The sequence below is a fragment of the Aromatoleum petrolei genome (assembly GCF_017894385.1).
Taxonomy (GTDB): Bacteria; Pseudomonadota; Gammaproteobacteria; order Burkholderiales; family Rhodocyclaceae; genus Aromatoleum; species Aromatoleum petrolei.
Genome location: NZ_CP059560.1, coordinates 605,089 through 617,199, shown reverse-complemented (window position 1 = coordinate 617,199; position 12,111 = coordinate 605,089). Strand labels below are relative to the sequence as shown.

13 protein-coding genes and 1 pseudogene are annotated in these 12,111 nt (G+C 63.7%); 11 read left to right on the top strand and 3 right to left on the bottom strand.

Annotated elements, in window-relative coordinates; all coding sequences use genetic code 11:
* Positions 1–35: 35 nt before the first annotated feature.
* The 3 genes from ToN1_RS02835 to ToN1_RS02825 form a co-directional block, all read right to left on the bottom strand.
* Entirely contained in the window at positions 36–1,352 is a 1,317-nt protein-coding gene (locus tag ToN1_RS02835) for an amidohydrolase family protein (protein WP_169204525.1), read from the bottom strand.
* Positions 1,353–1,445: 93 nt separating this feature from the next.
* A complete protein-coding gene (locus ToN1_RS02830; RefSeq protein WP_018990641.1) occupies positions 1,446–2,015 on the bottom strand; it encodes an aromatic-ring-hydroxylating dioxygenase subunit beta in 570 nt (189 codons plus the stop codon).
* 39 nt (positions 2,016–2,054) lie between these two features.
* Complete coding sequence (locus ToN1_RS02825) at positions 2,055–3,449, bottom strand: aromatic ring-hydroxylating dioxygenase subunit alpha (RefSeq protein ID WP_169204524.1); 1,395 nt, start codon at positions 3,447–3,449, stop codon at positions 2,055–2,057.
* A gap of 261 nt (positions 3,450–3,710) precedes the next feature.
* On the opposite strand from ToN1_RS02825, the gene ToN1_RS02820 reads away from it, so the two are divergent.
* The 11 genes and pseudogenes from ToN1_RS02820 to ToN1_RS02770 all read left to right on the top strand — a co-directional run bounded on the left by ToN1_RS02820 (position 3,711) and on the right by ToN1_RS02770 (position 11,421).
* Complete coding sequence (locus ToN1_RS02820) at positions 3,711–4,490, top strand: SDR family oxidoreductase (protein WP_169204523.1); 780 nt, start codon at positions 3,711–3,713, stop codon at positions 4,488–4,490.
* A 69-nt stretch (positions 4,491–4,559) separates the two neighbouring features.
* Positions 4,560–4,970, top strand: a complete 411-nt coding sequence (locus ToN1_RS02815) for a VOC family protein (RefSeq protein WP_169204522.1) — start codon at positions 4,560–4,562, stop codon at positions 4,968–4,970.
* A 333-nt stretch (positions 4,971–5,303) separates the two neighbouring features.
* Positions 5,304–5,507: pseudogene (locus ToN1_RS25020) on the top strand (hypothetical protein); the annotation flags it as partial.
* A 268-nt stretch (positions 5,508–5,775) separates the two neighbouring features.
* A complete protein-coding gene (locus ToN1_RS02805) occupies positions 5,776–6,591 on the top strand; it encodes a ParA family protein (RefSeq protein WP_244860950.1) in 816 nt (271 codons plus the stop codon).
* Complete coding sequence (locus ToN1_RS02800; protein WP_244860949.1) at positions 6,584–8,026, top strand: hypothetical protein; 1,443 nt, start codon at positions 6,584–6,586, stop codon at positions 8,024–8,026. The genes ToN1_RS02805 and ToN1_RS02800 overlap by 8 nt, the downstream gene beginning before the upstream one ends.
* Before the next feature lie 10 nt (positions 8,027–8,036).
* Positions 8,037–8,759 (top strand): STY4526/YPO1902 family pathogenicity island replication protein, encoded by a 723-nt coding sequence (locus ToN1_RS02795; RefSeq protein WP_244860948.1) that lies wholly within the window; start codon positions 8,037–8,039, stop codon positions 8,757–8,759.
* On the top strand, positions 8,702–9,100 hold the full coding sequence (locus ToN1_RS02790; RefSeq protein WP_169204521.1) for an aminotransferase-like domain-containing protein: 399 nt from the start codon (positions 8,702–8,704) through the stop codon (positions 9,098–9,100). The genes ToN1_RS02795 and ToN1_RS02790 overlap by 58 nt, the downstream gene beginning before the upstream one ends.
* Positions 9,101–9,109: 9 nt before the next feature.
* Positions 9,110–9,976 carry a PFL_4669 family integrating conjugative element protein gene (locus ToN1_RS02785; RefSeq protein ID WP_169204520.1) on the top strand — a complete coding sequence of 289 codons (867 nt, stop codon included), beginning with the start codon at positions 9,110–9,112 and terminating at the stop codon, positions 9,974–9,976.
* 516 nt (positions 9,977–10,492) lie between these two features.
* Positions 10,493–10,711, top strand: coding sequence for a hypothetical protein (locus tag ToN1_RS02780; RefSeq protein WP_210148001.1), 219 nt, complete (start codon positions 10,493–10,495; stop codon positions 10,709–10,711).
* A 77-nt stretch (positions 10,712–10,788) separates the two neighbouring features.
* Positions 10,789–11,205, top strand: coding sequence for a single-stranded DNA-binding protein (locus ToN1_RS02775; RefSeq protein ID WP_169204518.1), 417 nt, complete (start codon positions 10,789–10,791; stop codon positions 11,203–11,205).
* A 15-nt stretch (positions 11,206–11,220) separates the two neighbouring features.
* A complete protein-coding gene (locus ToN1_RS02770) occupies positions 11,221–11,421 on the top strand; it encodes a hypothetical protein (RefSeq protein WP_169204517.1) in 201 nt (66 codons plus the stop codon).
* The last annotated feature ends 690 nt before the right edge of the window (positions 11,422–12,111 follow it).

The window sequence follows — 12,111 nt, the reverse complement described above, 5'->3', positions numbered from 1 at the left end:
CTCTCATGCTGCGGGCGCCGTGAAGCGCCCCCGGATCAGAGTGCGGTCTCGGCGTCCGCCTGTTTGAACATGGCGTTGATGTCGCCCGAAGTGACCGGTTTGCCGGCTTCCCGCTTCGGTGCCGCGCCCCCCATGCCTTGCGTGGGCGAGGTGTCGATGCCCTTGGCGCGAGCCTGCGCGCGCAGCGCGCCTACGGTGCAGTTCTCGCGGCCGAGGATCGCGAACGGGTCGTAGCTGTATTCGCGCATCACGTTCCGGTGAGTGACCTTGGCGATGGTCTCGTCGGGGAGGTGCCTGAAGCTCTCCCACACTACTTCCGGAGAATTCGGCCAGGTGCAATCGGAATGCGGGTAGTCGCATTCCCAGCCAACCATGTCTTCACCGATGTGCTTCAGGTTCTGCAGGCCGAAGTCGTCCTCGATGAAACACGTGATGATGTGCTCCTTGAAGATTTCGCTCGGCTTCTTGCCGCCGAAGCTGGCATTCGTCCAGGCCTTGTGATGCCGGTGGGTGAAATCCGCACGCTCGAGGAGGTAGGGAATCCACCCGATGCCGCCCTCGGAAAGCGCCATCTTCAGCGTCGGGTACTTCCTCCACATTGGAGCCCAGATCCAGTCGGCCGCCGAGTTCGCGATCGAGATCGGCATCGAAGTGATCCAGGCGTCGATCGGCGACAGGTCGGAGGCGTGCTCGGCCTTGACGCCGGTGCCGATGTGGCAGTTGATGACCACCGCGTTGTCCGCGCAGGCCTTCCACACCGGGTCCCAGTACGAATCGTGGATCGACGGGAAACCATGCAGGGCGGGGTTGTCGGAGAAGGAGATCGCGTGCACCCCGTCCTTCGCCATGCGGTTGATTTCGGCGGCGGCGGCCTGCGCATCCCACCAGGGAATCAGCGCCATCGGGATGAAGCGCCCCGGGGCGGCGTTGCACCAGTCGTGCAGGTGCCAGTCGTTGTAGGCCTGGATGGCGGCGAGCGATACGTCGCGCGCGTTCTCGTACTGCTGGAAGCGCTGCCCCGCGAAGCCGGGGAAGGTCGGGAAACACAGCGAGCCGAGCACGCCATTGGCGTTCATGTCGTCGACGCGCGCCTGGACGTCCCAAGTGCCGCGCCTCATGTGTTCGTAACCGAGCGGCTCCATGCCGTACTCTTCCTTGGGGCGACCGACGACCGAGTTGAGGCCCATGTAGCCGGTTGCCCGTCCTTCGAAAACCCACACGTCACGCCCCTTATGCTTCTCGATGTGAGGCTCGCGCCCCTTGAAGCGGGCCGGCATGTGGCGCGCAAAGGCGTTCGGGGGTTCAATGGCGTGGTCGTCGATGCTGACGAGGATGAGTTCTTCAAGTTTCATCGCGTGTTGTCTCCGATTCCGCCGTCGCATGCCGCGCACGTGGCCGAGCGGCATGCAGGCGGTATGTTTGTGGTAGTGGTCGCCGTTGCGCGTCTAAAGGATCACGCCCAGGTTGGGGGTGCCGATGACGACTTGGTCGAGCAGGATCTCGCGGCGAGCGAGTTTCAGCGCGCCATCCTCGCGGCGCAGAATGTCGTGGCGGACGCAGGGGATCAGGTCGAAGTAGTCGAAATCGAAACGGCTGCGTGTGAGGAGCAGATAGCTCTCGACCTTCAGGTCATCGCTGTCGTCGATTCGGTAGACGCGTACGTTCGTGACCAGACGCTTGATGCGCGATGGCGGATCCTCGCCCCAGGCGCTCTTGGTGTCGGTAATGCGCTTGACCCGCATGAGCATCGAGCCGTAATTCTCGTGCAGGTGCTGGACGTTGCGCGAATAGGTCTGGTCGAACTGTGACGTCGAACGCGTGTGGCGCAGGGGCGCGTTATATTCGAGGTCCTTGGTGAGCAGCTCCGCCCATTCGCCGAGGCGCAGGTTGTCGAGCATTTCGGCTTCGTCGTAGAGGAAGTCGAGAACCTCGTTGTAGGTATCGCTGCCGGAGGGAATACGGTTCGCCTTGATCGAGGGCGGCAGCGGAGTCGGTTCGAGCAGTTGCTGAAGCATGGAGGTCTCCTGAAATAGGGGTAGTTAGTCGCGCTGTGATCAGTTCTCGGCAGTCATCAGTTCGTACCAGTATTCCCACCAGCGCCACTGGGTGTCGTCCTTCGTGAAGCCGTCGCCGACATCGCCAGGGCCCGGCCAGCCTTCGAGCCTGTTGTTCTCGTACATCGACTGATACTTCATCGTGATGTGCTTGCTCACGGCACCCTTCGCCGCGAGCGTCTGGTGCGGCCAGGTGTCCGAATCGTCCTGCTCGACCATCCCCGAAGTGCCCAGGAGTTGGACGCCAAGGCGCAGCATCTTGGCCTTCAGTTCCGGCGGAGTGTCCTTCTCGGCCAGGATCCAGTTCACGAATTCCAGCTTGTCCGGCCCCTTCGGGACATACGCATGCAGCGCCATGACCCCGATCACGCCATCGGGCGAGGGGATGTAGACGAACTCGAACAGCCCGTTGGGAAAGAAGTTGCCCACCTGGGGCGGACGCCAGGCCATGACGCGCAGCTGGTCATCGCTGAAGCGACGGAGCACTTCCGGCAGCATCTCGGGCGTGATGCCCGGCGGGGGCAGCGCCTCGAGTTTCTCCTTGATCGACAACTCGCTCGGGTCCTTCCCCGTCAGGCGTCGGATCTTGCGGTCCAGCTCGATGCAACGCATGGTGTGTGCGTGCCCGGTGTAGACCTCGGTGCCGTACATCTCCGGCGTCAGATCGCCGCCGCCACCCTCGCTGCCCGGCTTGCGATAGGGGCCTACTTCCGACAGCCAGCGGTGCAGGGTCAGCACATGGAATCCGTCCGACGCCGACTGCTCGCAGGCGGTCTTCCAGTTCGCACGGATCGTGAAACGCTGCGGGGGGCCCAGCACTTCCATGCCCTTGTCAGTACGGCACCAGAGCGTGTCGAAATACCATTTCGCGTCGCCGAGGAAGTCCTCGAAGCTCGGGCCCTCGATGTTCCACGTCGCGAAGACCAAGCCGCCATAGATCGCGACGCGGGCCTTCTTCAGGCCAAGTTCCTGCTTGGTCATCATCTTCCCGTGCATGCATTCCTTCTCGACCGGCGCGCCGATGAAGTCGCCGTTCGGCTTGAATGCCCAGCCGTGGTAGATACAGACGTGAGTCATCGTGTTACCCACGTCGTGGGTCGAGATCTTCATGCCCCGATGGGGGCAGACGTTGAGGGAGACGTACACCTCGCCGTCCGCCCCGCGCGCCATCAGCACGGAATCCGATCCCATGTCGCGGACAACGAAATCGCCCTTGTTCGGGATTTCGGTTTCGTGCCCCAGGAATACCCAGGTCTTGGCGAAGATGCGCTCCATCTCGAGCTCGAACAGTTCGGGATCGGAAAGCGCCCGCATCTTGACTTCGCGGGTTTCGAGGTTGATCAGATCGGAAAGCAGGGTGCCGTCCGAGAGTTTGGGGTTCGATTTTCTGTCCATGTGGTCCTCCTCCTTGAAGGTCGTCCGTTCGTCTGTGCTTTAAAACTGAACATAAACACAAAAGATGTATAATTTAAGCGGAGTATCCTACCGTTGCTCACGGTGTGATTTGATCTATGTCAACAAAAGGGCCGGTGGTGCCCCTCGACTAAACGCGAGATGCGCAGGTTTGCGTGGCTTTGTGGAAGTTGAACACTTTTCCCATAAAGTGGATCAATGCTGTCCCTGCGAGGCAAGTTCAAGACGTGGCAGGAGAGCTGAATGGATTTCGGAATCAATGGACGTCGGGCGATCGTGTGCGCCTCCTCGCGCGGCCTTGGAAAAGCCTGTGCCTTGGCGTTGGCGCAGGAAGGCTGTACGGTCATCCTCAATGGACGTGACGAGGAGCGCCTGAGCTTGGCGGCAGACGAGATCGCGCGGGAGACCGGAGTGAGGCCCGCCACCGTCGTTGCCGATCTCGATACCGAGCGAGGGCGGCAGCTTCTGCTCGCCGCATGCGATGAACCGGACATCCTCGTCACCAATAACGGCGGGCCCGCGCCCGGCAGGATCGAGGATTGGGATCACGCAGTGTGGCTGGGCGCCATCGAAGCCAACATGCTGTCCGGGATACTCCTCATCCAGGCCGTCGTGGGGGGAATGCGGAAGCGCAAGTTCGGGCGCATCGTCAATATCACCTCCGCGATGGTGAAATCGCCGCATCTCCCGCTCGGGCTTTCGACTGCCGCGCGCGCAGGATTGACGGCCTTCTCCAAGGCTTTATCGCGAGCCGTCGCGCGCGACAATGTCACGATCAATAACCTGCTGCCGGAGCGGATCGAAACCGACCGGCTGCGCTACATGATCGAACAGCAGGCGACGAGAGCCGGGTGCAGCTTCGAGGAGGCCCGGAATGACATGCTCAAGCCCGTCGCCGCAGGCAGATTCGGCCGCCCCGAGGAGTTCGCCGCCGCATGTGCGTTTCTTTGTTCAATGCAGGCTTCCTACATATCGGGACAGAACTTGCAGGTGGACGGCGGAAGCTACAGCGGGCTCATGTAAGAGCTCTCACCCGTTGCAACTCACGGCGTCCGGCCGCCTTACAGAATTCAACCTCCGTCGGAGCAATTCATGATCACGCGAATGGACCACTTTACGATCGTTACCGATCGCCTCGATGTGACGCGTCGCTTCTACACCGAACTGCTCGAGATGGAGGAAGGGCCGCGTCCGCCTTTTTCCGTCCCAGGCTGCTGGCTCTACATATCGCAGCAACCCGTGCTGCACGTCATCAGTGTCAAAGAGATGCCCGAGCCGCGTCGGGGCGTTCTCGACCACATGGCATTTCGCGCCGAGGGACTGGTGCGCACGCTGAATCGCCTGGTTGCGGCCGGCGTTAGCTACCGCATCATTCGCACGCCGGGCGAACTGCGCACGTGGCAGGTCTTCTTCACGGATCCGAACGGAGTCGAAGTCGAACTCGACTTCGACCCGGCCAAGAGCGCTCCCGATGATTGGGCTCTCCGGAGAAGGCCGATCTGATTCGCGCGGAATCACGGGTCATACTCGCACCGCCGTTGCTCGACCTGTCATTGCTCCCCCGGTGCGTGGTAGTGATCCAGCCGCCGTGACCGTGGTGACGGGCGTTTGATTAGGACGCTGGAAAGGTCAGGTTGCACCCAAGAAACTTTCAAAAGTCCGCCGTAGTTCCGCGCCGTTGCTCGGTGTGGGGAGACGTTGTTTTGAAAATAAAGTGACGCAAGTGTTTGATTTTACGTATTAGTCACCAGTCTTGTGGCTCCAGGTGTCACCGGTTCGATCCCGGTATGTCGCCCCAAGTAATCAAGGACTTGGGGAAAAGTAGGCAATCTACAAATCGCCAATCGTTCTACAAAACGGCTCGCTGAAAAGCGAGCCGTTTTCATTTTACGGGGCCGACCTTCTCGCCTCGGCGCTTTCGGACATAAGACGGCTACTTACTGGGAGATCGGCCATTGCATCCTCGAGTTCGAGCGGGGCAGTGAAGCCCGCGCCGAGCGGGGTGAGCAGGAACTGCAGCGCCTGTCCGCCGACCTATGGCAGCGCTTCGGACGAGGTTTCAGCGTCGACAACCTGGAGCAAGTGCGCCTCTTTTTGCCTCGCGTATCCGCCCCGGCTGATTTCCGAGGCGCTGTCTCGGAATACGACTGTTCTGCCCTCCGACGGGAAATCCGAGACGGTGTCGCGGAATATCCCGCACCGGCTCAGTCGGGAGTCCCGTTCCCACTTCATGCGCGTGTGTCGCAGCCTCCCCTCGCCGACACTCAAGCTTTCCCCTCGCTTTCGTCCCCTGCTCGCCGACATTGGCATGGGCGTCCTGCTCATCGATGCGGATGTGCAGCCGAGTCTCAGTCGCTATTACCCCATTGCCAGGCGAGCGCGGCACGGACTGACGCAAATGATCAAGCAGGGGGCGCTCAGCGACGACCGCATTTCAACCATCGACTTCGCGCTCGCGCCCGTGCCATTGCGTCGACAGCCGCAGCTCAACCCCAACGGCTGCCTCGACATCGTCATCTCCGATGCGCCACAGGGGGCGCTCCAGGACTGGCTCGCGCCGCGTATGGACAGCGCGCTGCGCATCAAACTCGCCTTGCGCAGTCCGCTGCTGCAGGAGCGCTACGATGTCGTGCTCATCGATACCCAGGGCGCGGTGGGCCACCTTCAGGATGCTGCAGTGCTGGCCGCCGACGTGCTCCTTTCGCCGATCTCGCCCGATATCCTCTCGGCGCGCGAGTTTCTGTCGGGCACCCAGGAACTGCTGAACCGCGTAGAAACGGCTGCGGCGTTCGGCATCTCCGTGCCGCAAATGCTGGCGATCATCTACCGCCACGAAAACACCCGCGACGCACGCGAGATCGGTCAGGCGATTCGCGAGAGCTATCAGCAGCTCAAGTGCAAGGTCCTGCTCCTCAAAACGGTCATACCGCACGCCGTTGCGTACCGCAATGCCGCCACTGCCCAGGTCCCGGTGCATTGGATCGACCCGGTCAAGGCGAGTCCTGCAATGCATGCGCTCCTGTGGGAGCTCATTCCGAGCCTTGACGGCACCCGCGCTGGGGTGCCGCCGGAAGCTCTCAGCGAGGTCGTCGACGGCCATGACGTCCAGAACGCGATTGCCTGACTCCATCTCCGTCAAGGAACTGGCCCAGCACATGGAAAAGCGAGGAAAGCTGCAAGCGCCCGCGTCCCATGGCATAACCGGCGAGCGTCGCGCGCTGCTCGTTCAACACAGCCTGGCCGTCAAGGAAGCGGCCAACGCCGCGACCGACCTCCAGCCGGGTGAGGATGTCGACGGCTGGATGCTCCTGCGGTGCATGGATATCGATTGCTACGACCGCAACCTGCGCGTGCGAACCAACAAGCGCTATGCCGACATCCGTGCCTCCATCGAAGCCCGGGGCGGCCTGAAGGATGCGTTGAGCGTGACCCGCAGAGCGGGTGCCAGCCGCTACATGTGCTATTTCGGCGGCAATACGCGCCTGCAGATCGTCCAGGAGCTATGGCTCGAGACGCACGATGCCCGCTACGAGTGGATTCGCGTCGTGCTGCATCCGTGGGCGGGCGAGGCCGATGTCATTTCGGCCCACCTGGCCGAGAACGAGAATCGCGCCGAAACGCTGTTCTGGGAGAAAGCCCGCGGCACCGCGCTGCTCAAGAGCGAGCTCGAATCCGAGCTCCAGCGACCTCTGAGCCTGCGCGAATTGTCCGAGCACGCCCAACGCTGCGGCCTGAAGCTTCACAGCGTGACCGCCTCCATCTACCTCTTCGCCATCGACTACCTCGCCCCGATCGGCTTGCACCTCACACACGAAAGTACCGCCGCCATTCGCTCCCGCTTCGGGTGCCTAGAAAAGCTCGCCGACGCGCTCAATCTGGATCCCCTGGTGCGCAAGACCGCGTTCGAGGAGCTCGTGGCCGACTTCGCCGCGGAGATCAACGCGGTCCGGGAGATGGACGATCCGCCACGACTCGGCAAGGACGAGGTGGAGACGATCCTTCGCCGCATGACCGCGCAGTTTGCGCTGCTCGCACAGTGCACGCCGGCGGCCGCGGAGTGTGCCGCGCTGGCGGTCGCCGGTGCCGACCGGCAGTTGCCTGATTCAGAGATCCGCCGTCTCCTGCGCGAGCCGCAGCCATGCGACGCAACGTCCGGTGCAACAGATGCGGTGGCGCGCGGGGCGACCGCAGTCTCGCCGCCGGCGAGGAAGGGCAGGGACGCGCGGGCCGGGGCACGCTTGTCGAAGCGTGTCGGCGACTTCGCCAATGCGTTTCGATTGTCCGACTGTGTGCGCCTGGACCCAAAGCTACCACAAGGATTCAGCGTCGAGCCCTTGCCCGCGCCCTGCGACGACGCCGAAGAGGCCGGGTCCGTCGAGCGCGCGGCCGCTCATCGGCTCCTGGCGCAACTGTCGATCTCCGCCAACGGGAGCGACGCCGAGGCCGACCCCATCGTGGCCTTGTTCCGTGATCCGTCCTCCTGGGCGGCTACACGATCCCTCCTCGACGCGTACCACCGCGTATGCGCGGAGAAGCCGCCCAGCGGCGAGGCGGAGTAGGAGGAGCCAGATGATCCCGATCAGAAGCGAGCAACTCCGGTACGCCCTGCTGTCGCATCTCATTCACCTGCTCGACACCGGAGAGCTGCAGACGCTGCTCGAGGCCGGGCTCAGCCCCGACATCCTCGACACCCTGCGTGCCGCGTCCGCCCGCGATCTCCCCTCCATCGCCGGCATGCCGCAGCTCGACGTCCGCATTCAATTCGATCCCGCAACGCTCGAGGCCGCCTATCGACGGCACTGCGCGATCGCCGAAATGCGGCAGCTGATGGAGGATCACGTCATGCACGGCGCCCAACCGCCGCTGCTGGTTCACCTCTTCAAGATGACCCTGGCCGAGATTCAGCAGCAACGCGCGCTGCTGTGCCCCGATCCGCCGCCGCGCGGCCGGCCGGCCCTTCCTGATCCGAGCGTACGCGAGGCGGTCCACAACGCCTGGTCCACCATTCGTTGCACGTGCCCGCCACAGCGTCAGTTTGTGGAACTGCATCGCGCATTCCCCGACCACTCCATCGCCACGCTGTGGCACGTCGTGCACGAGTTCGATGCGGACGCCGAGGGCATCGAGCATCTGGATTCATCCAACCCAACAGCAACGCCACAGCCACTGGATTCCTTCGACCCAGTGCAACGGGGTGTTCGCGTGGATTCTTTCAACCCAGCTGTGCTTCACCGATGTCCGGACATTCCCTTTCCGAGCCGCAGATTACCGTCGAGGTGCTCATTCGCCTGAACGGTGACTACGCCGCCACGGCAGTCCTCCTCGCCCTCCTGTGGCGGGGCGCAGACCGGGCGCCCGTGCGCATTTCCAGCCGCACGCTGGCCGGGTACACCCTGCTGGGACACCAGGTTGTCCAGCGCGCCTTGCTGCGCCTGGAAGCGCGCGGCTTGATCGGCAGTCGCAAGGTCAGTCGCGCGACCGGCGCGTACACCGTCGACATGGAGGCACTGCGCCAGCTCTTGAGCAAGCCGCTTCCCGAATGCGACTTCCTGCCCGGCTTCACGCCCATCCCGGCGCTGGTCCAGCTGCAATCCGTCGACCCGCCCGCGGACGACCTCTCCCACGCCACCTGAGGAAGAGCCATGCCATCGCACCCGATCGCCCCACCACCTCCGCAGTCCTCCCCGGCCCCTGTCGACGATCAGCCCGGACTCCTCGATCCCCTCTTTCCCGGCGGCTCGCCGATCGCCTTCGAGACTGACGATCGGTCTCCGTTTTCCGATCGCTACAGCATTCCAAGGGAGCGCGAGAAGCTTGTCGACCTCATCGAGGCGGATGACCCAGATCCCCACGATCCGCGCTGGGCGCGCTATGAGCTCTACCTCCAGCGCTGCGATGCGCTCAAGCAGATGGAGGCGGAATACCGCGTCACGGCGGGCGCCGACGCAACGGTCGAACCCGTGGTCGCGACCCAATTGCGCGATCTCGGTTCGCTGGTCGACGACGGCGTCGACACCATGACGCTGCACACCAAAGAGGGCTTCCGGATGTTCATGGGGCGGCGACGCGACCCGGCCGGCCAGTACAACGCGATTCCCGGCGGCAAGCGGGTGGCCTCAAGCCTGAAAGCCTTGTGGGCGCTCACGCGCAACAACAACCCTTACGCGGACTGGGCGCTCCTTCGCGCCGATCATCGCATCCCGGAGCTCAGGCGCTCGCTCGATCGCCAGGCGCAACTGCTCAGTGCCGAGCTCAAGAAGCGCGCCGACAAGGGATTGGGGTTTGGCATCCTCAAGTCGCGCGAGCCGAAGGTCCTGGAACTCGGCTTCCGCAGCCCCTACGGCTACGTCATCGCCGAGCTGATCGTGGAGTTCGACTACTACGTCCGCGTGGTCAAGACCCTCGGCCGCAAGGCCTTGTTCTCCGACAAGGAGGCGCATGACGCCATCCGGCAATTCACTCGGCCGATGCGTGCCGCATTCGAGGAATTCATCCGGTTCGAGACCTGACTCACCAAGCCGGACCTGCTCGCACTCAGCCGTGCCGACTTCCTGCCCGGCGCCGACGGCAACGCGCAGAAGCGTGTCGCAGCCGTCACCGGTATCTTCGGTGCTGTGCCAGCCGGAATCTACGCAGGCCACCAAATCTCGCGCCACTCCCAGCGCCGCATCTCGATCTCGGATACCGAGAAGGCGATGCTCGAGCGCGTGGCCGCCGACATCGCGGCCATCGATTCGGAACGTGCCGCAGCTGGCGATGAGGCAACGGATGATGGGCTGGTCGATTGAGGTGTGCTGGTGAGCGACGTGGCACAACCCGAACCGCCGGGTGCTGCCGACGTCGTCGACCGGCACTGCGGCAGTCCGCCTTGTCAACCGGATGCTGACACAAAGGCCTTTACGGGTAGGGGCGGCGCCCCAGCTGATCTGCGGCAGGCGCAGGCCCGTGTTGACAAGATTTACCGCCAACAGGAGGACCTGTCGCGGCTCACACGCCGGGTACGGGGGCGGACCTTCTATCTTTCGGTGCACCGGCGCAAGGCCACGGGCCAGGTTCACCTGCGCTGGCGTGCGGCAGGCGCCGGGGCCCGCGCCGGCCACATCCCATGGGGCGCGATCGACGCCTACTTCGCCCAACTCCCCGGGGCGCTGCGAGAGTGGTATGAGCGCATCCACCGGCGGGTCATCGAGCTCAATCGGCGCGAACTGGAGGCGCGGCTCGCCCTGCGTCACGCCTGCAAGTGAGATCCGTAAATTCCCCCGCGGTGGCGGTACCGGCGTCGGCCGCCGCCGCATTCGTCCCCGACGCCAAGGAGAGCATCATGCCCAATGTATTTCGTGGGAAAGGCAATCTCGGTGATACGCCCATCCTCAAGCACGTCCCCGTCAACGGCGCGGACGAAGTGGTCGCCGAGATGCGCGTGTTTTTCGACGATTACGCCTACGATCAGGTCACCGATGAGTACCAGCAGGTCGGCGGATTCTGGATGAGCGTGTCGCTGTGGGGCCAGCGTGGCGAGGACGCCGCGCGCGTGCTGCGACGAGGCGCACGGGTCCAGGTCGAGGGCGTCCTCAAGCAGTTCATGTACTCGCCCGAGGGCGCCCCCGACAAGGTGCCCGGCTTCCAGGTCACTGCCGACGACGTCGCGCTGTGCCTGGGCCGGGTCGCGGGAGTCGAGTACAAGCCCAAGCGGGAGGTCGCGGGATCGTCGAGCGAGGTGGCTGCCGACGCAGCCTAGGATCCCAGCCAGGCGTTGCTGGGCATTGCCAACCGCCTGGTCCTCGCGGCCTCCCTCCAGAAGACCCCGCCCGTGCGTGCCTTCATCGACGAGGACGGAATTGGCCCCGGCAACTGGGCGGGCGGCCCGGTTCTCGCCGGCTGCGACCAGCAGGTCGCCTATGTCAGTTACAACGGGCGCGTCTGGCTGCCCGGAACGCCGCCTCGCTCGGTCTGACGACGGTCGATAGCCGCAGGGAAAAAAAGTAGGAAAGCGTTGCCGACTCCGCCGAGCCAGGCGTTGAAACCAGTCAGCCCCTGAAACAGGTCCCGCCTTTGGTCTGGTGCTCCAACCACCCGATCGGGAAGCGCTCACTTCCCGAGGCGGGGCATGGCAATCGCCGGTAGCCTTTCGCCATCGGAAGCGGTCATGGAGCCACGCTTCGAACTGGGCCGGCTTGTTATGACGTCGGGAATGGAAGCCCCATCGAGCCGTACCCGGGCTTGGTCGAGCGATGCCTTGCGGCCGACCTCCCCGGGGTTTCGGGGGCGCTCCGACCCCGACCTCAACGACTGGGACGTGGCCTTGGGCGAGGGCGGATCCTGGCCGCCTACGCAATCGATCTCGCCAAGCCGTGCGTCGGATGGGGCGACAACACGACCTGGATCATCACCGAGGCGGATCGCAGTGTGACGACCTTATTATTGCTGCCTCACGAGTACTGATCGGCGTAGGGGCAAGTCTCCCGGGACTTCGAGAAAGCCTTCGTTCTACTGCTCAATGCAAGAGTCCTGTGGGGGAGTATGAGGTCGGCCCCGAGAGGATTGACGTATGGATGCGTATCGCAGAGATGTTTGATGTGTCTCACCCCGAGGCATCATGAGGCCTTTGCGTGGGGGCGCTAGCCGGCGAGCTTATCCACAACGT

Excerpts from the sequence above, each read along its gene's own strand:
- ToN1_RS02835 (WP_169204525.1), bottom strand. The coding sequence starts at position 1,352 with ATGAAACTTGAAGAACTCATCCTCGTCAGCATCGACGACCACGCCATT.
- ToN1_RS02830 (WP_018990641.1), bottom strand. The coding sequence starts at position 2,015 with ATGCTTCAGCAACTGCTCGAACCGACTCCGCTGCCGCCCTCGATCAAG.
- ToN1_RS02825 (WP_169204524.1), bottom strand. The coding sequence starts at position 3,449 with ATGGACAGAAAATCGAACCCCAAACTCTCGGACGGCACCCTGCTTTCC.
- ToN1_RS02820 (WP_169204523.1), top strand. The coding sequence starts at position 3,711 with ATGGATTTCGGAATCAATGGACGTCGGGCGATCGTGTGCGCCTCCTCG.
- ToN1_RS02815 (WP_169204522.1), top strand. The coding sequence starts at position 4,560 with ATGATCACGCGAATGGACCACTTTACGATCGTTACCGATCGCCTCGAT.
- ToN1_RS02805 (WP_244860950.1), top strand. The coding sequence starts at position 5,776 with ATGGGCGTCCTGCTCATCGATGCGGATGTGCAGCCGAGTCTCAGTCGC.
- ToN1_RS02795 (WP_244860948.1), top strand. The coding sequence starts at position 8,037 with ATGATCCCGATCAGAAGCGAGCAACTCCGGTACGCCCTGCTGTCGCAT.
- ToN1_RS02790 (WP_169204521.1), top strand. The coding sequence starts at position 8,702 with ATGTCCGGACATTCCCTTTCCGAGCCGCAGATTACCGTCGAGGTGCTC.
- ToN1_RS02785 (WP_169204520.1), top strand. The coding sequence starts at position 9,110 with ATGCCATCGCACCCGATCGCCCCACCACCTCCGCAGTCCTCCCCGGCC.
- ToN1_RS02775 (WP_169204518.1), top strand. The coding sequence starts at position 10,789 with ATGCCCAATGTATTTCGTGGGAAAGGCAATCTCGGTGATACGCCCATC.